This is a genomic window from Ochrobactrum sp. 19YEA23 (assembly GCF_029909865.1).
In the GTDB taxonomy this organism is placed as follows: domain Bacteria; phylum Pseudomonadota; class Alphaproteobacteria; order Rhizobiales; family Rhizobiaceae; genus Brucella; species Brucella gambitense.
Genome location: NZ_JASAMQ010000004.1, coordinates 427,370 through 451,596, shown reverse-complemented (window position 1 = coordinate 451,596; position 24,227 = coordinate 427,370). Strand labels below are relative to the sequence as shown.

Sequence of the window (24,227 nt, the reverse complement as noted above, 5' to 3'; positions counted from 1 at the left end):
CGGTAATGGGTTCATGGCAATTGGCTCGTTTCCTGATAGCAAGTGTTATCGCGATACTTTCGCTTGCGACATTCGCACGTGCGGAAATAGCTGTTGAACGTGTACCACTTGATGATGGACCACCGGCATTGGTCTTGAAAGGCGAGTTCTCTACCAACGACGATCCAAGTGTGTTTGCTCGCGAAGTTGGCGCTACTGGTGCCAAGATTGTGTCGTTCTCAAGTGGAGGGGGCAATATTATTTCCGCGATGGCATACGGTCGAATGATCCGATCCCTTGGTCTATCGACAATGCAACCTCGTTCCATGGAATGCTCGTCTGCATGTGCACTTGCGTTTGTGGGTGGTATCAACCGGCACGCGGAACCTGGTGCAATAGGTGTCCATCAGTCATCGTTTGCTCCTGAACATACACTGGACGGGCAAAGTGCGGTGGCTGCTGTCCAAAGGGTTACAGCGCACATCATTACCTATCTAGTCGAAATGGGCATCGATCCAAGGCTTCTGCAGCTCAGTCTGTCGGTACCGAGCACGGATATGCGCTATCTGACCGCGACTGAGATGCAAGACTTCAAAGTAACAACGAGCGGTGAAGCCACTGCGGCATCGACACCCTCTGTGGTGACAACACCTCAGACCGTCCAGTCGCCGTCAGTTGCGGAGAGCACTCCGCAGAATGACACGAGAGAAGATAGAGCACGCGCTTTTCTGACGACCTATTACGAAACGTGGTCGCAGTCGAACAGCCAGTCAATGAACTTCGCTGAAAGCGCGTATGCTGACTTTGTTACATTTTACGACAAGGTCCAGGCCAAATCGTTCATTGTTGACGAGAAGCGCAAGTTTGTGGAGCGTTGGCCTGAGCGGGCCTATAGCCCCAAAGCCGACACGGTTAAGGTCATCTGCACGGATAATTGCCTGATCACTGGTGTCGTCGAATGGTTTGCGCGAAGCTTTTCTGGCAAGACCTCGTCCGGAGAGGCTGAATTCGTGTTCGGTTGGGATCCCCGTACCAACAGGATCGTGTCTGAATCGGGAAAGGTTATAACACTCGACAAAAACGTATTCGAACCCACCCGAATAATCTCGCAGTGGCATACAGAAAATCAATTATGCAGAGGTGGATCAGGTGACTCTCCTGAAACACATGAAGCTTGCGGACGACGAGATAAGCTGGATGCCAAACTCGCGTCTGTTGGCTGGTGTTATGGGCGTCCGAGCGAATATGGCTACCAGATGAACTGGCATCAATGCGAAGGACGCCAATCGTCGGCTTCGAATTCTGTTCAAGCCAATGCCACCCATGTAAGTGCTCCAGATCCCCGCGCATATCCAGTCGAAGTGCGGTTTTCCGGCAAAACGAAGATGCCGGACTTCAAGGGACGCGATAAGGATTTCAATTCGTTTCGAACTCGAATTCGCAATGGTCTCAAAGACGGACCCAATTTTGCGGGGCACTATTCGTTGATTCAGTTTGGCTGTGGGACCGGCTGCTCGGCAGTGATTGTGAGTGATAGTAATACCGGTCGTCCAATGGGCTTTCCACGCGGTGGCGAAGACAACATGTATTTGTCGCTGATGTTTCGGCGCGATAGTCGCCTCATCGCCGCGCAATGGGCAGATACCGAACGTGACAAGTGTGTGATCGAGTTTTTCGATTTCAAGGGACGGGCTTGGAAGCCATTAAACCGTTACGACGTCGGGGCCGTAGACGCTTGTTATCGGGAGATAGGTCAAAATCTTCAATAGGTTTACAGCAAAACACATATGAGTTTGCGATTCGGGGGATAGTTGCCATTTCGCCCATACAGCCTGGTGCTGGTCCCAACAATCGTCTCCTTCGCAGAACCTTGATCAGAAAGAGCGCAGATTGTCATCTCACAATCGATACAGCATACAAAGAACTCGATCTAGAAATCCCACGATAATCGATATCTAATAAAATTGATGAAAATCAAAGGAGCAAAAACGACAAAAGCGCAGCCTTTAGAGCCACGCTTTGCCACATTTGTTTATACTCTCCGAGAGCCATGGCAACCCATGATATCGCAACACCATTGTGCTGCCACCCAGCGAGTGATTTAACTATAGAGTGATGTCTCGATCTCGACAAGGCCATAATGTTTAAAATTTCCGACCGCCATAAACCAACTTGGAATCTAATGGCCAAATATTTCACATTCACTCCGAATTCTCGAGATATTCGTGCATTCGAAGCGGATATGAAGACGTTGAACCCGGTCGTTTTGCGGGATGCCATTACCGAATGTATCGCAATTAACGACGGCAATCGGATTGACTACACGAATCAGCGCGCCTTCGTTCATAAAGTGTATAACCGCAGGATCAAAGAGTTCTCGGCTGTCTATCCGCTTATTTTCGCTGTCGAAAATGCACTCCGCTCGCATCTCGCAGATCACATGGAATCACTGACAGGGCGAATGGACTGGTGGGTAATTATTAGGGATGCGATCAATCGTGGAGATGATCCCTCCGTATTCGATGACAAGACGACCAAACATGGAGAACAACCGAGAGCAATTATTCGGGGTGTCGTTGTCACTCCCGCTTTCGTCAAGACTGTCTTCAAGGTGATAAGAGATCTGCTTGAAAATTCTACTACGTGTGCCCAGATCGTGGGAACTGGCCGACAGGATGAATTCTACTATTTCCTGACGCTTGGGGAACTGTGGCGCTTGATCGACAAGGGCTGGTCCGTTTGCCGTCCTATAGAGGTGGTTCGGGAAATCTGAACAGCGGGGATAAGTGGAAATTCTGCCTGATTTCGGCTTAGATGCCGGGAACAGGAGATACCATGACGAGACGACCGCGCCGGAACCACAGCCCGGCTTTCAAGGCGAAGGTGGCGCTTGCTGCGATCAGGGGCGAGCAGACACTGGTGGAATTATCGCAGCAATTCGACGTGCATGCGAACCAGATCAAGCAGTGGAAAGACCAGCTTCTTGAGGGGGCGACTGGCGTCTTCGGTGATGAGAACAATGCTGAATCGGCAGTTCCAACCGTCGACGTCAAAACGCTTCATGCCAAGATCGGAGAGTTGACGCTGGAAAACGATTTTTTAGCCGGAGCGCTCAGCAAGGCGGGCTTGCTGAGCGGAAAGAAATGATTGACCGCGCACACAAACTATCGGTCGCACGCCAGGCCAAGCTTCTCGGCTTTAGCCGCAGTAGCGTCTATTATTCTCCGCGCCCAGTGTCGGAAAGCGATCTGGCATTGATGCGCCGGATCGACGAACTGCATCTCGACTATCCGTTTGCGGGAAGCCGAATGTTGCAAGGGCTTTTGAAGGCAGAAGGGCTACAAACCGGACGGTTGCACGTCGCAACGCTGATGAAAAAGATGGGCATTGAGGCAATCTATCGCCGCCCGAGTACCTCTAAGCCAGCACCCGGGCACAAAATCTATCCCTATCTGCTGCGCAACCTGACGGTTCTCAGACCCAATCAGGTGTGGGCAATGGATCTGACCTACATCCCCATGGCGCGTGGTTTTGTCTATCTCTGCGCCGTCGTCGACTGGTTCAGCCGCCGGGTTCTATCGTGGCGACTGTCGATCACGATGGAGGCGGCCTTCTGCATCGAAGCGGTTGAGGAGGCACTGGCCCGTTATGGCAAGCCCGATATCTTCAACACAGATCAGGGATCGCAGTTCACGTCCATTGACTTCACCGCGGTGCTGAAGAAGGCCGAAATCGCCATCTCGATGGACGGCAAGGGCGCGTGGCGGGACAATGTCTTCGTCGAGCGGCTCTGGCGGTCGATCAAATATGAGGAGGTTTATCTCCACGCCTACAAGACCGTGTCTGAGGCCCGCGTCGGCATCGGTCGATATCTGACCTTTTACAATACTCGACGCCTACATTCATCCCTTGACCGGCAGACACCGGATCAGGTCTACTTCAACGCGCTGACGCCAATGATGGTGGCGGCATAATCGAGGCGGAAATCCACTTAACGAAACGCTCGAAACTGTTCAGACAAACCGAACCACCTCTAACTCTATGTCGCCGTATTCTCTGAGGCGCTTATTTACGCTAGCCTTCGAAGCGAGTTGCTGGTCTTTGAGCTGTAGCGTTCGCTGTTCTAGCCGTTCTCTTATTTCTTTCAAATGCGCTTCCGCCCGCGCCAGAGTCTCCTCTGCATCCTTGGTGCTGATTATCGACTGGTCCAGGTTTATTTTGCTCTCGATATTGCCGTTGACGACAAAATTTGATTGTCGAAGTTCGGCGTGAACGAAATCATCGGAGAATACATGGAAAATGCGGTCGCTGACGTCGGGAGTGACCCGCGATGTGATTGAGCTCAATGTGAGTTTGCAGATATTGACGCCGCCCTGTGAAAGCTCGAAAAAACCATCCCCGTTCGTGGATTCGTCGGCAAGGAGATTAATCAGCGCGTCTTGGATATCTTCGCCATCCCCGTGAAGGTCAAGGTACCTAAGTGCACGAGTAAGAAATGATTTCCCCGTACCGTTTCGGGCATAAACTAGGTTTTGAGCATACTTACTTAGGTCAGCATCTAAAGTACCGACAGGGCCGAGCCAATTAGCTCGCATGTGAAGACATGCCTTTGGCGCAGACGACATTAGAATCACCCCCCGTTATCTATAGGCTAACAAGGGTGCGGCTTACCGTCCATTAATGAAAACGATGCCGAGGTTATGGTCGCCGGTATAATTTGGACATGAGTTTTCGAGTGCAATCGCAATATCGATCTTCACCGACACGCCCGTAGATCGTGAAGTGGAACTGTTGAATGCAAACGGTCTGCTTCCGATTAATTCGATGATTTTCCCGAACTGGACAAATCAAATGCAACGAAATGCCCATACCAAGGCGCAGGGGGACAAACCAAGGCGGCGTTTACAAAACGGTTGCGCACACATCGCCTCACAGCTCGCTAAATTTTGACGTTTACGGAAACGTCAAACTGCGCTAGTTTTGAGTCCGAACTGGTCCGGCTCGACCTGAGATTGGGTTTTGGCTGGCCAGAATGCTGCAAAAATGGCAGGTTTTCGAGTGAGAACGGTCCTTTTTGTTGCAACATGCAGGCTGTCACAGCGTTTTGCTAATTAAACAGACAGTAGGCATGAAACGCGGTTTGGAGCCGGTATCCGTCTTTCGCGGGCTGGCTCAGGTGATGAATTTGGAGGATTTTGATGCCGAGCTATCGCGCGCCCGTTGAAGATACGAATTTCGTGCTCAACGACGTTCTGAACTATCAGCGTTACAACAATCTGCCGGGCTTTGCCGACGCGTCGCCCGACGTGGTCGAGGCAATCCTGTCGGAAGGTGCAAAGCTCGCTGAAGGCACCCTGTTCCCGGTTAATCACAGCGGCGACCGCGAAGGCTGCAAGCGCGCCTCCGATGGCAGCGTCACCACGCCAAAAGGTTTCAAGGAAGCCTTCGATCTGTACCGCGAAGGCGGCTGGCTCGGCCTCGCCGTGCCGGAGCAATATGGCGGCCAGGGTCTGCCTTATCTGCTGCACACGGCAGTGGCTGAATATATGTCGTCGGCCAATATGGCGCTCACCATGTATCCGGGCCTGACGCAGGGCGCGATTGCCGCGATCCTGATCCACGGCACGGACAAGCAGAAGAACGCTTATCTGCCGAAGATGGTGGAAGGCACCTGGACCGGCACGATGAACCTGACCGAGCCGCATTGCGGCACGGATCTGGGTCTTCTGCGCACCAGTGCCGCGCCGCAGGGCGACGGCTCCTACAAGATTTCCGGTCAGAAGATTTTCATCTCGGCTGGCGAACATGACATGTCGGACAACATCATCCATCTGGTGCTCGCCCGTATCGACGGTGCGCCGGAAGGCGTGAAGGGCATTTCGCTCTTCATCGTGCCGAAGTTCATTCTGGATGAAAATGGCAATCCGGGCACGCGCAATGGCGTCTCCTGCGGTTCCATCGAAGAAAAGATGGGCATTCACGGCAATGCCACCTGCGTCATGAATTACGACGAGGCGACCGGCTTCCTGATCGGTGAGGCGCATAAGGGTCTGCGCGCCATGTTCACCATGATGAATGAAGCGCGTCTGGGCGTTGCCTTGCAGGGACTTTCGATTGCCGAAACCGCCTATCAGAATGCCGCCATCTATGCTCGTGAGCGCATTCAGGGCCGCGCCCTTTCCGGCGCGAAAGAGCCGGAAAAGAAGGCCGATCCGATCATCGTGCATCCGGATATCCGTCGCAACCTGATGACGATCCGCGCTTTCAATGAGGCAGGCCGTGCGTTTCTGTTGTGGACCGCGCTCAATGCCGATATCGCGCACGGCTCCGGCGACGAGGCCGAACGTCAGGCTGCCGACGATCTGGTCGGCTTGCTCACGCCGGTGCTGAAAGGCGTTCTGACCGACAAGGGTTTTGAACATGCCGTCATGGCGCAGCAGGTCTTCGGTGGCCACGGCTATATTGAAGAACACGGCATGAGCCAGTATGTGCGCGATGCACGTATTGCGATGATCTATGAAGGCGCCAACGGCATTCAGGCGCTCGATCTGGTCGGGCGCAAGCTGGCGCTGAATGGCGGGCGCGCCGTTACGGCCTTCTTCAAGGAAGTGGGCGAATTCTGCGAAGCCAATCGCGACAATGAAAAGCTGTCCTTCTTTACCAAACATCTGAAGAAGGGCCTCAATGATCTTCAGGCCGCCACCATGTGGCTGATGCAAAATGCAATGGCGAAGCCCGACAATGCCGGTGCCGCGTCCAATGATTATATGCATCTGTTCGGACTGGTCGCGCTGGGGCTGATGTGGGGCCGCATGGCCAAGGTCGCGGAAGACAAGCTGGCGGCAGGCGAAGGCAACAAGGCTTATCTTGAAGCGAAACTCGTCACCGCACGGTACTATTTCGAGCGTATCATGCCGGAAAGTGCCGCCCATCTCGCACGCATCCAGTCGGGTGCGGATAGCATGATGGCGCTGCCTGCGGACGCGTTCTGATTTTCTGCTGACATTTTAAAGGTTAGGCCGGGTTCTTCGGACCCGGCGGGAAGGAGAAAAAATGGCTGAGGCTTATATTTACGATCATGTGCGGACGCCGCGCGGGCGCGGCAAGAAGGACGGGTCCTTGCATGAAGTGCCTGCCGTGCGTCTGGGCGCGAAGGTTCTGGAATCCCTGCGCGACCGCAACGGCATCGATACCGCAAAGGTCGATGACATTATTTTCGGCTGTGTCGATCCGGTCGGCGAAGCTGGCGCTGTCATTCCACGCTCCGCCGCTTTCGAAGCCGGTTACGACTTCAAAGCCCCGGGCATCCAGATTTCGCGCTTCTGCGCTTCCGGTCTCGATGCCATCAATCTGGCTGCCGCAAAGGTTGCCTTCGGTGCCGACGAACTGGTGGTTGCTGGCGGCGTTGAAAGCATGTCGCGCGTCGGCATGGGCATGTCGGGCGGTGCCTGGTACATGGACCCATCGGTCGGCTTCCCCGGCTATTTCATGCCGCAGGGCGTGTCCGCCGATCTGATCGCCACGAAATACGGTTTCAGCCGCGACGATGTCGATGCCTATGCTGTCGAAAGCCAGAAACGCGCCGCCAAGTCGTGGGAAAAGGGCTATTTCAAAAATTCGGTCATTTCGATCAAGGATCAGAACGGTCTGACCATTCTCGACCATGACGAGCATATGCGCCCGACGACCGATATGCAGGCGCTGGGCCAGTTGAACCCGTCCTTTGTGATGCCGGGAGAAATGGGCGGCTTCAATGCCGTCGGCATTCAGGCTCATCCGGAAATCGAAACGGTCAACCACGTCCACCATGCCGGTAATTCGTCGGGCATCGTCGATGGCGCAGCAGGCGTTCTGGTCGGCTCCAAGAAGGCTGGCAAGGCGTTCGACATCAAGCCGCGTGCCCGCATCCGCGCTTTCGCCAATATCGGCTCCGACCCGGCGCTGATGCTGACCGGCCCCGTCGATGTAACGGAAAAACTGCTCAAGCAGGCCAAGCTGAAGATTTCGGATATCGACCTGTTCGAACTCAACGAAGCCTTCGCCGCTGTGGTCCTGCGCTACATGCAGGCCTTCGATATTCCGCACGACAAGATCAACGTCAATGGCGGTGCGATTGCCATGGGCCATCCGCTCGGTGCAACCGGCGCGATGATCCTCGGTACGGTGCTGGATGAGCTGGAACGTCGCGATCTCAACACCGCGCTGGTGACCCTGTGCATCGGTGCCGGCATGGGCACGGCGACGATCATCGAGCGCGTATAAAGCGAGGGAGGTTTTTACGAATGGCTTACACGAATTTCAAAGTTGAGACCGACGCCGACGGCATTGCCCTCGCCACCTGGGACATGCCTGAAAAGTCGATGAATGTGTTCACCGTCGAGGTGATGCAGGAATTGAACGCTATCATCGATGCGGTGGTCGCGGACGACAAGATCAAGGGCGTGGTCATCACGTCCGGCAAGGAAAGCTTCTCCGGCGGTGCCGACCTGACCATGCTGGAAGGCATGTTCAAGGAGTTCCAGAAGCAGAAGGCCAAGGACCCGCAGGGCGCGGTCCAGTCTCTGTTCGACAATGTCGGCAAGATGAGCGGCTTGTTCCGCAAGCTGGAAACCAGCGGCAAGCCGTGGGTTTCGGCCATTAACGGCACCTGCATGGGTGGCGCGTTTGAAATGTCGCTTTCCTGTCATGCGCGGGTGGTGTCGGATGCGCCGGGCGTAAAGCTGGCGCTGCCGGAAGTGAAGGTCGGCCTGTTCCCGGGCGCTGGTGGTACGCAGCGCGTTCCGCGTCTTGCCAACCAGCAGGATGCGCTGCAGATGATGACGACAGGCTCCAGCCTGACGGCGCAGCGCGCCAAGGCAATGGGTCTCGTTACCGAAGTTGCCCCGGCAAAGAAGCTGGTCGAAACCGCGAAGAAGCTCATCAAGGGTGGCCTCAAGCCGGTTCAGCCATGGGATGAAAAGGGCTTCAAACTGCCCGGCGGCGCGATCTATTCGGCCGCAGGCGCCAATCTCTGGCCTGCTGCAACCGCCATTTTGCGCCGTGAAACATCGGGCAATTACCCGGCGGCGCTCGCCATTCTGAAGTCGGTTTACGAAGGCCTTCTGGTGCCATTCGATACCGGTCTCAAGATTGAGCAGCGCTATTTCACCGAAATCCTCCAGACGACCGAAGCGGGCATGATGATCCGTTCGTTGTTCGTGTCGTTGCAGGAGCTGAACAAGGGCGCACGCCGCCCGGCGGATGAAAAGCCGACCAAGCTCAAGAAAATCGGCGTCATCGGCGCTGGTTTCATGGGTGCAGGCATTGCCTATGTCACCGCCAAGGCGGGCATTCCGGTGGTGCTGATCGACCGCGATCAGGAATCCGCGGACAAGGGCAAGGCGCACACTGCTGACCTTATCACCAAGGAAATGCAGAAGGGCCGCGCTACTGAGGCCGATAAGGAAAAGCTCCTGTCGCTCATCACGGCAACGCCTGATTATGCTGAGCTCGACGGTGCCGATCTGGTGATCGAAGCCGTGTTCGAAGACCGCGAAGTCAAGCGCGTTGCGACCGAGAAGGCTGAGGAAGTGTTGAAGTCTTCGGCAATTTTCGCGTCGAACACCTCGACCCTGCCGATCAGCGGTCTTGCCAAGGTCTCGAAGCGTCCGAAGAACTTCATCGGCATCCACTTCTTCTCGCCGGTCGACAAGATGATGCTGGTGGAAGTCATTCTCGGCAAGAAGACCTCGGACAAGGCGCTGGCCGTCGCACTTGATTACGTCCGTGCGATCAAGAAGACGCCGATTGTCGTCAACGACACGCGCGGTTTCTACGTCAATCGCTGCGTGCTGCGCTATATGTCGGAAGCTTACAACATGCTGGTTGAAGGTGTTCCAGCCGCCATGATCGAAAATGCCGCCCGCATGGCCGGTATGCCGGTTGGTCCGCTGGCGCTCAACGACGAAACCGCCATCGATCTGTCGCAGAAGATCCTCAAGGCAACGCTTGCCGATCTCGGCGAGAAGGCTGTCGATCCGCGTCATGTCGAACTGGTGGACAGGCTCGTCAACGAGTTTGACCGCAAGGGCCGCAAGAATGGCAAGGGATTCTATGAATACCCGGCCAAACCTGCCAAAAAGCATCTCTGGGCTGGATTGAAGGATCTTTATCCGCAGCAGGACCCCGATAAGATCGACGTGAAAGAGCTGAAGGAACGCTTCCTCGTCACCATCGCTCTGGAAGCTTCCCGCGTGATGGAAGAAGGCATTGTGACCGATCCGCGCGAAGCGGATGTTGGCTCGATCCTGGCTTTCGGCTTTGCACCTTATACGGGCGGTACGCTGTCCTATATCGATGGCATGGGGGCGAAGAAATTCGTCAAGCTTGCCAAGGAGTTGCAGAAGAAATACGGCCAGCAGTTCAAGGCTCCGAAGCTGCTTCTCGACATGGCCGAGAACGGCGAAAGCTTCTACCAGCGGTTCAATCCCTATAAGGGCGAAGCCAAGAAGGCGGCTTGATCCCTAATCCCTGAAAAATCTGAAAAGCGCGGTGTGAAAACACCGCGCTTTTTTATTGCTCCCACTTTTCGGCGACCGCTAATTAAGAAAATTTTCCCTGTCAATTCGTGCATCTTGCGCAAAACCCCAATTTTCGGTAGGTTCTGGCAAAAGTCGGCACAAATTATAGGTTTAAAATCCTAAACGGCGCGTCCCCCATGGTCCGAGTTTGTCGTGGGAAGAAACCTGCCTGAATTGACGGATCATACCATGTTTTCTCACGACAGCATCTGGGCTGCGATAGACGCGTTGGCCGAGCGTCATTCCTTGAGCGCGTCGGGGCTTGCGCGCCGCGCCGGTTTGGACCCCACGACCTTTAACAAGTCGAAGCGTTACGCAGCCGATGGGCGCGCACGCTGGCCTTCGACGGAATCTCTGGCCAAGGTGATGGAAGCCACCGGCGCAAGTTTTGAAGAACTCACGCGCCTGATTGGCGGCGGCGGTACTGCGAACCAGGGATTCGGCGATTATATGCAGGATCCGCAGCCGATCCCGCTTCTTGGCATGGCGGAGGCCGGTACAGGCGGTTATTTCGACGATGCCGGTTTTCCTGCCGGGCAGGGTTGGGACATTGTGGAATTTCCGGTGGGCACCAGTGAAGGTGTGTATGCGCTGGAAGTTTCGGGCGACAGCATGTTGCCCCTTTACCGTGACGGCGATACGTTGATTGTCGCGCCCAATGCGCCGGTGCGTCGCGGCGACCGCGTGGTGGTGCGAACCAAGGACGGAGAAGTCATGGCCAAAATACTCTATCGCCAGACACCACGTACAATCGAATTGCATTCGCTCAATCCAGAGCATTCAAACCGCAACTTTGAAACCAAGGATGTGGAATGGATCGCCAGAATTCTATGGGCTAGCCAGTAATGGCACAGTCGCAGACGAAAAACGCGAGAAGCCATTCGCGCATCGTTTATGGCAGTCTCGCCGCATTGACCGGCGCGCTGCTGGCCGCAGCTTTCATTGCCCCTTTTTACGGCGCGCTTGAGGGGCCGGTTCAGGTGATCACCAGTGACGGCGATGCCGCAAAGCCGAATGGCGGCTCCGGCAACGGCATCGTTGTCGAGCAGTTCGATTATAGCGAACCGGACACCAATGCTGACGCCAAAACACAAACCCCGCCTGCCGGTGAACAGCAGAATGCGCCATCCGGCAGTTCCAGCGATGAGGCCAACGGGCTTCAGCGCGAAGCGCCGCGCCCGCCGCTCAGCGATCTGGGATTGGCCGCCTCGCCGAAACCGCCGGAACCCGTCGCGCCGACTGAGACCAACACCCAGCCATTGACGCAAGTTGGCGAGAACGAGGACATGCAGCTTCTGCAACGCCCCGTCGCGGTGGCGGCTGGACGGCTTGAAAGCCAGGGTCGCCTGATTGATTTGCAGGGTATCGAGGTTGTGCCGGTCGAACAGAGTTGCCAGACGGCAGCGGGGGAAAGCTGGCCCTGCGGCATGCAGGCGCGGACGGCTTTCCGGCAATGGCTGCGTTCGCGCGCCATTATGTGCCGCCTGCCGCAGAACGATAATGGTGCCGCAATCGCCACTGCTTGCAAGCTGGGCAATGATGATGCCGCCGCATGGTTGGTGACAAATGGCTGGGCCAAGGCCACGTCAGACGGCGCCTATGCCGATGCGGGCCGCAAGGCGGAAGATGCACGTCTCGGTATCTTTGGAGACAAGCCGGATGCTTCCTTGCAGAGCCTTGAGCCAGACCCGGGCAATGGTTTGAACAATCCGTCGCCGCTAGCACCAGAAACGGAGCCACAGCCCTCGACGCCTTCTCCGCAGCAGGGCGAGTTCCCGCCAGCACCGGCGGCGCCAACACCTGCACCGGCAAACTAGGCTTCCGCTATTGCCTTCGGGCTCTTGCGTGACACTGTTTTCAGCGGAACGGTGATGACAATCAGGCACGCGATTACCAGTACCACTCCCAGCCAGCCTATGGCTGGGAGACGTTCCCCGACGATAACCACAGCCAGCAGCGCAGCGATTACCGGTTCGACCAGTGTGATCGTCGTTGCCATGCTGACGGGAACACGCGCAAGGCCGATGCCGAAGCAGACATAGCCGAGGAACATCGGCACCGCCGCCATGTAAATGCCGACAGCGGCATTGTTCCATGAGGCGAGAAAGGGCGCACCGGTTATCAGCAGGACCGGCATCAACAGCAGGCCGCCAATGCCGAAGGTCGCACCCATCGCGACGGATGAATGTATGCCGCTCAGGATCAGTCCGCGTGCGGTCCATGAATAGAGCGCGTAGGTGAAACCCCCGATAAGGCCAAGGCCGATGCCGATCAGTACCGAGTTGCCCGCCTGAACGTTGCTATGCGCCGAGCCTTCGACAATCGATATCAGGATCATACCCGTCAAACCGATCAACGCCCCACATAGCCATTGTTTGGTCGGGCGGGAGCCGCCGAACATATATTCGATCAGGGCGGCCAGCAGCGGTGCCGAGCCAATGGTCACCACGGTTCCAATGGTCACGCCAGCCATGCGCATCGAGGCGTAGAATGCGAGCGGATAAATGGCCACGGCCACTCCGCCCAGAACGAGATTGCGCCAGTGCTGGCCCAGTTGCGGCAATGCGCGCATGATGCCGCGCCCGGCAAGGGCCGCCTGCATCAGTCCGCCCACACCCATGGCAGCAGCGCCTATAGCGGCAGCACCCACTTCAGGAGCGAAGGTAGCGGCAGTTCCGGTCGTGCCCCAGACGACGGAGGAAAACAGAATTGCGGCGACGCCAATTGCATAATTGCGGGATGAAGTGCTCATAATGCCCCCAGCATGTCCGATGCCATTGCCCGCGCTTCCTGAATGCAGGCGCTGGTCCCCTCAAGTCCGGCGCGCGACATTGCCCCTTCCAGCAGAAAAGACAGTTGCCGGGCCAATGCCGTCGCTCTCTCAGGAGAGCCGGGCAGCAGTTCCGCCAGATGGCCTGCCAGCAAGGCTTCAACTTCACGCTTGTGATTTTTCACGGCCTGACGTCCGATATCGCCAACGGTCAGTTCGGCGGCGGCGTTCAACAATCCGCAGCCGCGAAAGCCGTGCTCATAGGCAAATTCAGCGTGGTCCTGATAGGCGTCGAAAACCGCGAGAACCTTTTCCTGCGGCGTAACAGCCTGTTGCACGCGCACATCGTAAAGCCCCAGCCATTCGGCATGGCGCACTTCGAGATACTGGTTCACCAGATCGGCTTTGGAAGCAAAATTGTTATAGAGGCTCTTCTTGGCAACGCCTGCTTTTTCAACGATTGCGTCGATTCCGGTTCCGCCAATCCCATGATTGTAGAAAAGCACCGCAGCGGCGTTGAGCAGCTTTTCGCGTGCGCTTTCCGTCGAAGCTGGAAATGGAGTTTGAACGGTCGTCATCGCGGGCTTCCTCACAGTAGGTAGACCGTACTACCTACTGTGAGGGGCGGAGTCAATCGAGGCAAGCCTCGGCGGTGATTTCAGACACAAAAAAGCCCCGCGCCGGGTGGCGCGGGGCTTTTTACTTGGTTTGGCTATTGAGCGGCTTAGACCAGTTCGCCAGCCAGCGCCTTTTTGATCAGGGCGCGGGTTTCGTCGATGCCGTAAAGCGCGACGAAAGAGCCAAAGCGGGGACCGCGTTCCTGACCGATCAGCACTTCATAGAGCATCTGGAAGAAGGAAACCGACACGCCGGGGCCGCCTTCCGGGCTCTTCTTGGTGTGATCCTGATAGCGCTCGATGGCGCGGGCCACGTCCAGAATGGCGTTCTGGATGTCGTTGCCATCGGTCCCGGCAGGCAGGGTTGCGAGCTTGGCGTCCAGCGCTTCCAGTGCTGCACGCTCCACATCGTCGGGTGCGCGGAACTGCTTGGTCGGCTTGACGAAATCGTTGAAGTAACGGATCGCGTAACCGACGAGCGCATCCAGCTCCGGATTGTTTTCCGGCGTGACGCCCGGTGCGTGACGCGAGATGAAACCCCACAGAACCGACGGGCTTTCTGCATTCGACGCGCTGACGAGATTGAGCATCAGGGCAAAGGTAACCGGCAGGTTGACCTTGGGCGGGTTGCCGTAATGGATATGCCAGACCGGATTGTTCAGGCGGTCTTTCCATTCCTGACGGTCATAAGCCGAAAGATAGGTGAAATACTCGTCCACCGCTTTCGGGATGACATCGAAATAGAGACGCTTTGCCGTCTTCGGCTTCTGGTAATTGTACAGCGCAAGGCTTTCGGTCGGCGCATAGGAAAGCCATTCGTCGATCGAGATGCCGTTGCCCTTGGACTTGGAAATCTTCTGGCCGATCTGGTCGAGGAACAGTTCATAGACGAAATGCTCCGGCGCGCGTCCGCCGAGGATAACGCAGATACGGTCGTAGATTTCCGAATTGGTCTGGTGGTCCTTGCCGAACATTTCGAAGTCGACGCCGAGTGCTGCCCAGCGCATGCCGAAATCCGGCTTCCACTGCAGCTTCACATTGCCGCCCGTGACGGGAAGGGTTGTTTCAACGCCGTCATCGTCGAAAGTGATCGTGCCAGCCTTGGCGTCCACCTTCTTCATCGGCACGTAGAGCACGCGACCCGACTTGGGCGAGATCGGCAGGAACGGGCTGTAGGTCGCCTGACGTTCTTCGCCGAGCGTCGGCAGCATGACCTTCATGATGTCGTCATAGCGCTCGACGGCTTTGAGCAGCACGGCATCGAATTTGCCGGACTTGTAATATTCCGTCGCGCTTGCAAATTCATACTCGAAGCCGAAAGTGTCGAGGAAGCGGCAGAGCATGGCATTGTTATGCTCGGCAAAGCTCTTGTACTCGCCGCCAAACGGGTTCGGCACCGACGAAAGCGGCATTTGCAGATAAGGCTCAAGGGCGGCCTTGTCCGGCACATTGTCCGGAATCTTGCGCATGCCGTCGAGATCGTCCGAGAAGCAGATCAGGCGCGTCTTCACCTTGTCTTCCGTGAGAATGCGGAAGGCATGGCGCACCATCGAGGTGCGGGCCACTTCGCCAAAGGTGCCGATATGCGGCAGACCCGAGGGGCCATAGCCGGTTTCGAAGATCACCGTGTCCGGCAGGCCGGTCTTGGCATAGCGCTTGAGGATTTTCTTCGCCTCTTCAAAGGGCCATGCTTTCACGTCTGCAGCCGCCGCGGTCAGTTCCGGGGTCAGCGTGATTTCGGGCAGACGATGCGAGGTCATGGTTTTATCCTGATATCCTGTGAAGGGCATGATTTTTGAAAAACGGTGCACAAATCCGTGCTTATGCTCTATGGCGCGCCAACCCCGTGTCGTCAACGGCTGGTGCGGAATTTCCTTGCGTAACCGCAGGAGGCTTCCTAACTTTCCGGCAAATTGTAACCGGAAACGCTGATTCCGATCCTGGAGCGGTTTCGGTTAAAACGGAATCGTAGAGCCGCTCTATCTGTTTGTTCTTACGCAAAACCGCTACGCACTTTTGCTGGAAATGCTCTAGTGTTGCTGAGGAGTACCCGATGAAGAAAATCTCGCCGCAGGATGCGCTCGTCTACATCATGATCACGACGTCGGCCGCCGACACGACGATGTCCGATGCCGAACTGGAGTCCATCGGCAATGTGGTGACGCGCCTTCCGGTGTTCCGTGGGTTCGATACGGTCGAGCTGCCGCGCCTTGCCAATGAGTGCTATGCGCTGCTGGCCGATGAAGACGGTCTGGAAAAGATCCTCGATCTTGCCCATGACGCATTGCCGGAAAAGCTCTACGACACGGCCTATGCGCTGGCGGTAGAAGTGGCCGCCGCCGATCTGCATGTCGAGCAGGAAGAGCTGGAGTTTCTCCAGATGTTGCGCGACCGCTGGACGCTGGATGAACTGACCGTTGCCGCCATCGAGCGCAGCGCGCGGGTGCGTTTCCGCAAGCTCTGAACCTATTCAGTCAGCCCATGAGAAACGCCGGTCCGATCACTCGGGCCGGCGTTTTCACTTTTGGCAAGTTCGGGTGAAGCCGCTTACCAAGACGGCTGAACCGAGCCCTTGAAGGTTTCTTCGATGAAGGTCTTCACTTCGGGGCTGTGATAGGCGCTGACAAGTTCCTTGACCCAGTCGGCGTCCTTGTCGGCGGTGCGCACGGCAATGATGTTGAAATAGGGGGCCTTTTCGCCTTCGCGGATCAACGGGTCCTTGGCCGGGTTGAGGCCAGCTTCCATGGCGTAGTTGGTGTTGATGACGGCGGCGTCGACATCTTCCAGCGAGCGCGGCAGCTGTGCCGCATCAAGCTCGACGAATTTGAGGTTCTTCGGGTTTTCTGTCACGTCGATGACGCTGGCGCGCAGGCCCTTGGCCGGGTCGATCTTGATCAGGCCGTTATCGGCCAGAACCAGAAGGGCGCGTGCGCCATTGGTCGGGTCGTTGGGGATCGCAACCGTCGCACCATCGGCGAGTTCCGAGATGGTCTTCAGTTTCTTGGAGTACATGCCCATCGGGAAGTTAACGGACTGCGCCACGCTCACAATGTCGAACTTGCGGTCAGCAACCTGATTGTCGAGATAGGGTTGATGCTGGAAGGAATTGGCTTCCAGCGCGCCATCGGCCAGCGCCATGTTCGGAATGACGTAATCGGAAAATTCCTGAATATCGATTTCCAGACCCTTGGCGGCGGCCACTTCCTTGACCTTTTCCATGATCTGGGCGTGTGGGCCGGGCGTGACGCCGACGCGTATGGTTTTTGCCATCGCCGATCCGGCTGTGCAGAAAGCGAGAATGAGGGCGGCGGTAAGCAGCTTACGCATCGGAACTCCTGAGATAATTTGTATGGGACTTGGGAGGTTTAATGATTGCTCATAAAGGGATCGTTCCGGCTGAAAAAGATCATGCTGACCGTGTTCGACCTTTCGTGCACAAAAAAGCGGGCGGGAATGAACCCGCCCGCCTGCATGTTTTCAAAATATCAGCACACGACAGGGAGCCGTCGTGCCTTACGTCGTTCAAAAGCTGCGCGCATGACATGAGCGGCTTCTGAAAAAGTTGCGTTTTCTTTCCAGCGTTCCGCATGAATTAATGTGGACGGAACGATATCCCTCAATGCTTCCAGCGTGTGGCGCGGCACCATGTCGGTGCAGTTCCACAGGCGGCGGAAGACAACGCTGATACGCGTAATCTTGCCATTGACCTGAACAACCGGCTCGGCCGATTCAAAAGTCCAATCTTCATAAGCGTCAACTGCATCCTGAAATGCGTGATGAAGATAGATCGGTGCGTGACCGTCATGAAGCGGGGGCAGCAAACTAGACATTTCTGTTTCCTCTCTTCCAATGTGGTTCAGCTTCAAAGACCTGCAGCCGGATTTCTATCGGGCCTGCAAGTGGGTGGAACAGGAGCGGGGGTATCCTCCTGTTGTCATGTGCTTGCCGCCTCTCCTCACGAAATGCGACAACACATAATTAACCATGATCTATGCAAAGGCGCCTGTTTGGCAAGGGGAGAATTTCTTAAGATAGGCGTTAAGTGAAAAATTAATTCAGCAATATTCAGAAAAATACTGAACAATCAGCGAGCATATAATTGGATTATACTGCGTTTATCTATTGGTCAAAATATTCAAAAAAGGAAATGATTTTCAATATTTATTGTCGCGGTGACAGGTTTTGACCCTGTCATTTGACTGGGGCTGCGATAGAAATATGCGGACGGTAAGAAAAATGCGGGGCCGGAGGGGTCATGTCTCAATTCACCACGTCGCGAAGAGCTTTTCTGGTCGGCTCGACCTTTCTGGCTGCGTCAATCGCATGGCCGAAATGGGCGCGGGCAGAGGGCGGCGTGCAAAAGGGCGGGCGGCTTGTGGTGGCGGCGGACTCCGAACCACGTAATCTCAACCCGGCCATCGTCGCCTCCAATGGCGTGTTTTTTGTTGCAAGCAAGATTGTCGAGCCGCTGGCCGAAGCCTCTTTCGAGGGCGAAAACGGCTTGAGCCCGCGTCTGGCCAGGGGTTGGGAAGGCTCGGCTGACGGGCTGACGGTAACATTCCGCCTGCGTGAAGGCGTCAAATGGCATGACGGCACGCCGTTTACGGCGGCAGATGTGGCCTTTTCCGCGCTGGAAGTCTGGAAGCCGCTGCAAAACCTCGGTCGCGTTGTGTTCAAGGCGCTGGAAAAGGTGGAAACGCCGGACGACCATACCGCTGTCTTTCATTTCTCGGAGCCAACACCGTTCCAGCTCGTGCGCAACGCTCTGCCAGCGCTGACTGCTGTTCTGCCGAAACATGTTTTCGCGGGAACCGATATTGCGGCCAATCCGGCCAATGAAAAGCTGATCGGCACAGGGCCGTTCAAATATGCGGAGCACAAGACCGGCGAATATTACCGCCTGGTCCGGAACGATGCCTATTGGGGCGAAAGCGAGCCTTACCTCGACGAGATCGTCTATCGTGTTTTGCCCGACCGGGCTGCCGCAGCCGGAGCGCTGGAGGCGGAAGAGATTGATCTGGCTGCGTTCTCCGCCGTGCCGCTGGCCGACCTTGACCGCATTTCGAAAGTGCCGGCGCTGACGGTTGTTTCCAAGGGCTATGAGGCGCTGACCTATCAGCTGGTGGTGGAAATCAATCATCGCCGCAAGGAACTGGCCGATCTGAAGGTTCGTCAGGCGATTGCCCATGCGATCGACCGCGATTTCGTGGTCAAGACCATATTCCTCGGCTATGCCAAGACCTCGACCGGCCCGGTGCCACGTTATGACAGTCAGTTCTATACGGACGATGTGCCGTCCTATCCGTTTGATGTGGCCAAGGCGAATGCGCTTCTGGACGAGGCGGGCTACAAGCGGGGCGATGGCGGAACGCGCTTTGCGCTCAAGCTTCTGCCCGCGCCCTATTTCAACGAGACCAGGCAGTTCGGTGATTATCTGCGACAGGCTCTGGCCGCGATTGGCATCGATGCGCGCATCGTCAATAATGACGCGGCGGCGCATCAGAAGGCGGTCTATACCGACCACGACTTCGACCTCGCCATTGCGCCTGCTGTCTATCGTGGCGATCCGGCCATCTCCACCACCATTCTGGTTGAAAGCGGCATTCCGGCGGGTGTGCCATTCTCCAATCAGGGCGGCTATGCCAATGCAGAACTGGATACCCTGATTGCCGCTGCAGCGCGCGAAATCGATGAGAAGAAACGCACGGCGCTTTACCATCAGTTCCAGCAAAAAGTGGAAGCGGATCTACCGCTTATCAATGTTGCCGAATGGGGTTTCATCACTGTTGCCAATGAGCGGGTGAAGAATGTTTCCAACAATCCGCGCTGGGCTGTTTCCAACTGGGCCGATACCTGGGTTGAACCGCGATAGAGCATTTCCAGCAAAAGTGCGTAGCGCCTACGCGGGGAAATCAGTTCACTGGACTGATTTCTGATCCCGCTTCGATACGTGGGATAATGCGTAAAAAATAGATAGAGCGGTTCCACGATTCCGTTTTAACCGGAACCGCGATAGAACGGTGACGAAACAGCGCGTTGATTGTATCGTCGCGGCGTGGCGCAGATTCTAACCCTTCTCCGGAAACGTTTGATCGGCAGCATTCTTGTGCTGCTGATTGTCGTTGTCGGGTGTTTTCTGATGCTGGAACTTGCGCCCGGCGATGCGGTTGACGCCTATGCCGTGAGTTTTGGTGGCGATGCTGCGCAGATTGCGGACATGCGCGCCCGCTGGGGACTGGATCAGTCGGTCTGGCATCGGCTTGCCGCCTATCTCGCCTCTCTCGTGCAGGGCAATCTCGGCTGGTCTGTCAGTTTCAACCGGCCCATTCTCGACGTCATTCTGGAGCGGCTGCCCAATACGCTTCTGCTCATGGGCGCGGCGACGGCGCTGTCCTTCGCGGTCGGCACTCTGCTCGGCATTGTCGCAGGCGCGAGGCCCGGCAGTTTCCGGGATCGGTTTCTGTCTATCACCTCTCTCGTGCTCTATGCCATTCCGGGCTTCTGGCTGGCGCTGGTGCTGGTTATCCTGTTTTCGATTAGGTTGCGCTGGTTGCCGTCGAGCGGCATCGAAACGATTGCATCGGGCAAGCAGGGTCTGGAGCGGGCAGGCGATATAGCGCGTCATCTGGTGCTGCCAGTTGTGTCGCTGGCGCTGATTTATCTGGCGCTCTATCTGCGTGTCATGCGCGCTGCGATGGCTGACATATGGCGGATGGATTTTGTGCGGGCTTTACGCGCGCGCGGCATTTCGCGACCGCGCATCGTGTTGCGCCATGTGGCGCGCAATGCGTTGTTGCCGCTGGTCACCCTGCTTGGATTGCAGGCGGCCAGCATGTTGGGCGGCAGCGTGGTGATCGAAAGCGTCTTTGCGGTCCCGGGCCTGGGACGATTGGCGCAGGAAGCTGTTGCAAGCCGCGATACGCCCTTGCTTCTGGGCGTCATTCTCACAAGCGCGATCATGGTGATCGTGGTCAATTTCCTTGTCGACCTTCTCTATGTCTGGCTCGATCCGCGCATTGCCCAGCGGACGGCAGGAAAGGCCAGCGCATGAAGGTGTTTCTGCGCAGTCTCAGGACTGGCGAGGGTCTGGCGGGTTCGATCATCCTGACGATCCTCGTCGCAGCCGCGCTGCTGGCGCCGCTTCTTTTCCCCGGTGATCCGCTGCGAATTGTCGCCGCCCCCTTGCTGTCACCGTTCGAAAATAGCGCCTTTCCGCTCGGTACAGACAGGCTGGGTCGCGATGTGCTGGCCGAACTTTTCCATGGCGGGCGTACCTCGCTGATTGTCGGGCTTGCGGCGGCTTTGGCCTCCATCCTTGTCGGCAGCGCGGTCGGCGTGCTGGCAGGCTTTGCAGGCGGGATTGTCGATGAAATCCTGATGCGGATCACCGAGGCGTTTCAAACCGTGCCCGGCTTTCTCCTGGCGCTGGCGCTGGTCAGTCTTGCCGGGCCGTCATTGCCGGTTTTGGTGGCGGCAATCGTGCTTTCAAGCTGGACGCAGGCAGCACGGCTGACACGCGGGCAGGTGCTATCCATCCGCGAACGCGACTATGTAGCATCGGCTCGCACCATCGGGATGCATCCGCTGGAGATCGCCTTTAGGCAGATATTACCCAATGCCTTGCCGCCGGTTCTGGCGCTGGTGCCGGTGATCGTCGCTTCCGCCATATTGATCGAGGCGGCGCTGTCCTTTCTGGGGCTGGGCGATCCAAACCGGGTCACATGGGGCGGGATGATTGCGGAAGGCCGGACGGTGCTGCGCTCCGCGCCTTGGCTTTCCATCGTGCCGGGACTGGCATTGGGCTTGACTGTCGTTGGCGTTTATCTGGCGGGCGAGGGCGTAACTGCCGCCGCGGCAACGCGCGAGGTGCAATCATGAGCCTGCTCGTGCATCTGGAAAATCTCTCCGTCACCTATGGGCGTGAAACGGCGCTGGGCAATGTCCAGCTTGATATCGAGGCGGGTAAAACGCTTGCCATTATCGGCGAGAGCGGCTCCGGCAAAAGCTCGCTGGCGCTGGCGCTTGCCGGGCTTCTGCCTGCCAATGCGCAGGCTTCAGGGCGCATCGCTTGGGCGGAGGGGCCGATGAAGCCCGGTCGCGATATCGGCTTTGTCTTTCAGGACCCGGCATCGAGCTTCGACCCACTGATGAGCATCGGCGCGCAATTGGTCGAAACCATTTGCGCGCACGCTAAACTGGATAGACAAGCCGCCAAGGTGCGCTCGCTCGCCCTGCTTGAGCGCGTGCATATCCCCGAAGCGGAGCAGAGTTTTTATCGCTATCCGCATCAGTTTTCCGGCGGGCAAAAGCAGCGTATCGCCATAGCGCTCGCCATTGCAGCAAATCCGCGTGTGCTGATCGCCGACGAGCCGACAAGCGCGCTCGACACCATTGTTCAAAACGAAATCGTAGCGCTGTTGCGCAAACTGGTGCGCGAAGACGGCATGACGCTGATCTTCATCACACATGATATTGCACTCGCTTCCGGGCTTGCGGATCATATCGCAGTCTTCCGCCGGGGTGCGCTTGTGGAAAGCGGCGATACGCGCGCGATCATCGACACTCCGCAGACGGACTATACGCGCGCGCTGATTACCGCTGTTCCTGCACTGGAGCTGACGTCCCATGGCTGAGGCTTTGTTGCAGGCTGACAGGCTGGTGGTGCGCTATGGCGCGGCATTGGCGCTCGATCATGTCGGCCTTGAGATCGCCAAGGGTGAAACGCTGGCGCTGGTCGGTCCATCGGGCAGCGGCAAGTCCACGCTTGCGCGTGCTTTGCTGCGGCTGCATCCGCTGGAAAGCGGAACGATCCGTTTCGAGGGCGAGGATTGGCTGGCATGGCAAGGCGCTGCGCTGCGAAAGCGCCGCGCGCGCATGCAGATGGTGTTTCAGGACCCTTTATCCGCTTTCAACCCTCGCGCCAGTGTCGGCGATCTTCTTCGGGAGCCACTGCGCATTCACGGCATCAAGCGCGATATTGCGGAACTTTTGGAAAAGGTCGGGCTTGATCCGGCGCTTGCGCGGCGTGGGGTGCACGAGATTTCCGGGGGCCAGCGGCAGCGCGTGGCGATTGCCCGTGCACTTGCGACATCCCCCTCGCTGATCGTACTGGACGAAGCGGTATCGGCGCTCGATGTGACGGTACGTGGCGCAATTCTCGACCTGTTGCGGGAAATACAAAGGGCCGAACAGACGGCCTATCTCTTCATCACCCACGATCTCGCGGTTGCAGCACTTATGGCGGATCGCATTGCGGTGATGGAGCGCGGGCGAATCGTTGAAAACCGCCCGACGCGGGAGCTGATCCTGACACCGCAAGCGCCTGTCACCAGAGCGCTGATTGATGCGGTGCCGAGGCTGGTGAATTAGGCCTTGCCGAGTTCCACGGAACGCTTGCGCGCTGCTTCAACCGCTTCGGCAACAAGCGTCTTGAGACGGTCGCCGCCCATAAGCACTTCCAGCGCAGCCGCCGTGGTGCCGTTCGGGCTCGTCACCTGCTCGCGCAGTTTCGACGGAGTGTCGGTGCTGGCATCGGCAAGCGCGCCTGCACCCATCACGGTCTGCATGGCAAGAAGCCCTGCCGTTTCGCGCGGCAGGCCAGCGGTGACACCGGCATCGGTCAAGGCTTCGATGAAGTGGAACACATAGGCCGGGCCGGAGCCCGAAACCGCCGTGACGGCATCCATCAGTGCTTCGTCATCAACGCTGGCGACCTTGCCCGAGGTCGCGAGCAGGCGCGCGACGAAAGCTTCATTGTCAGCGGTCACATTGGCGTTCTTGAAGGTCACCATCATGCCCTTGCCGATGGCGGCAGGTGTATTCGGCATGCAGCGCAGGATGGCTGCATCCTTGCCCAGATGGGTCTCGAACAGCGCGACCGGAATGCCTGCTGCAACGCTGACAAAGGTGGCGGCAGGTGCAAAGTGCTTATAGGCAGGCAGAACGGCGTTCATGACCTGCGGCTTGACGGCAACCAGGATCATGCGCGGCTTGAGGTCGGCAGGCAGCGCATCCGCGCTGGAATAGCCATGCACGCCAGCACCCACAGCGCGCTCGCGCAGCGCATCCGTCGGCTCGACGACATGAACATCGCCTGCTTTCAAAATGCCGTTGTCGAGCCAGCCTTTGAGCATGGCAAAGCCCATATTGCCGCAACCGACGAGAATGACCGTATCCTGCATATTGATTGTTCCGCCTGTCTGAGTGTTTCGGCGCTCGAGCGCCAAGGTTGTTTGCAGAGGGTATAAACCTGCGCCTTCGCGATCCGCAAGGCGGCTGTGCCATATTTGCTCATTACAGCCG

21 protein-coding genes are annotated in these 24,227 nt (G+C 57.1%); 14 read left to right on the top strand and 7 right to left on the bottom strand.

Annotation, left to right across the window (positions count from 1 at the left end):
- Positions 1-5: 5 nt before the first annotated feature.
- From QBD01_RS13605 to QBD01_RS13595, 3 genes are all read left to right on the top strand, one after another.
- Complete coding sequence (locus tag QBD01_RS13605) at positions 6-1,748, top strand: hypothetical protein (protein WP_280993241.1); 1,743 nt, start codon at positions 6-8, stop codon at positions 1,746-1,748.
- Between the two features lie 413 nt (positions 1,749-2,161).
- Entirely contained in the window at positions 2,162-2,752 is a 591-nt protein-coding gene (locus QBD01_RS13600; protein WP_280993240.1) for a hypothetical protein, read from the top strand.
- Between the two features lie 62 nt (positions 2,753-2,814).
- Positions 2,815-3,953 (top strand): IS3 family transposase gene (locus tag QBD01_RS13595; protein ID WP_280993239.1). Its coding sequence is split into 2 segments (ribosomal slippage): positions 2,815-3,082 and positions 3,082-3,953, totalling 1,140 coding nucleotides; the frame shifts between segments, so codons are not numbered across the junction.
- Positions 3,954-3,992: 39 nt separating this feature from the next.
- Here the strand turns inward: QBD01_RS13595 and QBD01_RS13590 are convergent.
- Entirely contained in the window at positions 3,993-4,604 is a 612-nt protein-coding gene (locus QBD01_RS13590; protein WP_280993238.1) for a hypothetical protein, read from the bottom strand.
- A 573-nt stretch (positions 4,605-5,177) separates the two neighbouring features.
- Here QBD01_RS13590 and QBD01_RS13585 point away from each other — a divergent pair.
- The 5 genes from QBD01_RS13585 to QBD01_RS13565 all read left to right on the top strand — a co-directional run bounded on the left by QBD01_RS13585 (position 5,178) and on the right by QBD01_RS13565 (position 12,355).
- Positions 5,178-6,971, top strand: a complete 1,794-nt coding sequence (locus tag QBD01_RS13585) for an acyl-CoA dehydrogenase C-terminal domain-containing protein (protein WP_280993237.1) — start codon at positions 5,178-5,180, stop codon at positions 6,969-6,971.
- A gap of 61 nt (positions 6,972-7,032) precedes the next feature.
- Positions 7,033-8,241: an acetyl-CoA C-acetyltransferase gene (locus QBD01_RS13580; protein ID WP_280993236.1), complete on the top strand. Its 1,209-nt coding sequence runs from the start codon at positions 7,033-7,035 to the stop codon at positions 8,239-8,241.
- Between the two features lie 20 nt (positions 8,242-8,261).
- On the top strand, positions 8,262-10,478 hold the full coding sequence (locus QBD01_RS13575) for an FAD-dependent oxidoreductase (protein WP_280993235.1): 2,217 nt from the start codon (positions 8,262-8,264) through the stop codon (positions 10,476-10,478).
- Between the two features lie 249 nt (positions 10,479-10,727).
- Positions 10,728-11,384: a helix-turn-helix transcriptional regulator gene (locus tag QBD01_RS13570; protein WP_182520816.1), complete on the top strand. Its 657-nt coding sequence runs from the start codon at positions 10,728-10,730 to the stop codon at positions 11,382-11,384.
- On the top strand, positions 11,384-12,355 hold the full coding sequence (locus tag QBD01_RS13565) for a thermonuclease family protein (RefSeq protein WP_280993234.1): 972 nt from the start codon (positions 11,384-11,386) through the stop codon (positions 12,353-12,355). Before QBD01_RS13570 ends, QBD01_RS13565 begins: the two co-directional genes overlap by 1 nt.
- On the opposite strand, the gene QBD01_RS13560 is transcribed toward QBD01_RS13565, so the two are convergent.
- From QBD01_RS13560 to QBD01_RS13550, 3 genes are all read right to left on the bottom strand, one after another.
- On the bottom strand, positions 12,352-13,290 hold the full coding sequence (locus QBD01_RS13560; RefSeq protein ID WP_280993233.1) for an EamA family transporter: 939 nt from the start codon (positions 13,288-13,290) through the stop codon (positions 12,352-12,354). The genes QBD01_RS13565 and QBD01_RS13560 overlap by 4 nt on opposite strands.
- Positions 13,287-13,886, bottom strand: coding sequence for a TetR/AcrR family transcriptional regulator (locus QBD01_RS13555; protein WP_280993232.1), 600 nt, complete (start codon positions 13,884-13,886; stop codon positions 13,287-13,289). Before QBD01_RS13555 ends, QBD01_RS13560 begins: the two co-directional genes overlap by 4 nt.
- Positions 13,887-14,032: 146 nt before the next feature.
- A complete protein-coding gene (locus tag QBD01_RS13550; protein ID WP_280993231.1) occupies positions 14,033-15,685 on the bottom strand; it encodes a lysine--tRNA ligase in 1,653 nt (550 codons plus the stop codon).
- 293 nt (positions 15,686-15,978) lie between these two features.
- Between QBD01_RS13550 and QBD01_RS13545 the strand changes: the two genes are divergently transcribed.
- A complete protein-coding gene (locus tag QBD01_RS13545) occupies positions 15,979-16,389 on the top strand; it encodes a tellurite resistance TerB family protein (RefSeq protein WP_182520811.1) in 411 nt (136 codons plus the stop codon).
- Between the two features lie 83 nt (positions 16,390-16,472).
- Here the strand turns inward: QBD01_RS13545 and QBD01_RS13540 are convergent, their stop codons facing one another.
- A complete protein-coding gene (locus tag QBD01_RS13540; protein ID WP_280993230.1) occupies positions 16,473-17,252 on the bottom strand; it encodes a MetQ/NlpA family ABC transporter substrate-binding protein in 780 nt (259 codons plus the stop codon).
- A 158-nt stretch (positions 17,253-17,410) separates the two neighbouring features.
- Positions 17,411-17,755: a hypothetical protein gene (locus QBD01_RS13535; RefSeq protein ID WP_182520809.1), complete on the bottom strand. Its 345-nt coding sequence runs from the start codon at positions 17,753-17,755 to the stop codon at positions 17,411-17,413.
- 425 nt (positions 17,756-18,180) lie between these two features.
- Here QBD01_RS13535 and QBD01_RS13530 point away from each other — a divergent pair, with 425 nt between their 5' ends.
- From QBD01_RS13530 to QBD01_RS13510, 5 genes are all read left to right on the top strand, one after another.
- A complete protein-coding gene (locus QBD01_RS13530; protein WP_280993229.1) occupies positions 18,181-19,797 on the top strand; it encodes an ABC transporter substrate-binding protein in 1,617 nt (538 codons plus the stop codon).
- Between the two features lie 183 nt (positions 19,798-19,980).
- Positions 19,981-20,976: an ABC transporter permease gene (locus tag QBD01_RS13525; protein WP_280993228.1), complete on the top strand. Its 996-nt coding sequence runs from the start codon at positions 19,981-19,983 to the stop codon at positions 20,974-20,976.
- On the top strand, positions 20,973-21,803 hold the full coding sequence (locus QBD01_RS13520; RefSeq protein ID WP_280993227.1) for an ABC transporter permease: 831 nt from the start codon (positions 20,973-20,975) through the stop codon (positions 21,801-21,803). The genes QBD01_RS13525 and QBD01_RS13520 overlap by 4 nt, the downstream gene beginning before the upstream one ends.
- The gene (locus QBD01_RS13515; RefSeq protein WP_280993226.1) at positions 21,800-22,558 is read left to right on the top strand and encodes an ABC transporter ATP-binding protein; all 759 of its coding nucleotides are present in this window, start codon (positions 21,800-21,802) and stop codon (positions 22,556-22,558) included. The genes QBD01_RS13520 and QBD01_RS13515 overlap by 4 nt, the downstream gene beginning before the upstream one ends.
- A complete protein-coding gene (locus QBD01_RS13510) occupies positions 22,551-23,294 on the top strand; it encodes an ABC transporter ATP-binding protein (RefSeq protein WP_280993225.1) in 744 nt (247 codons plus the stop codon). The genes QBD01_RS13515 and QBD01_RS13510 overlap by 8 nt, the downstream gene beginning before the upstream one ends.
- On the opposite strand, the gene proC is transcribed toward QBD01_RS13510, so the two are convergent.
- Entirely contained in the window at positions 23,291-24,106 is an 816-nt protein-coding gene (proC, locus tag QBD01_RS13505; protein WP_280993224.1) for a pyrroline-5-carboxylate reductase, read from the bottom strand. The genes QBD01_RS13510 and proC overlap by 4 nt on opposite strands.
- Between the last annotated feature and the right edge of the window lie 121 nt (positions 24,107-24,227).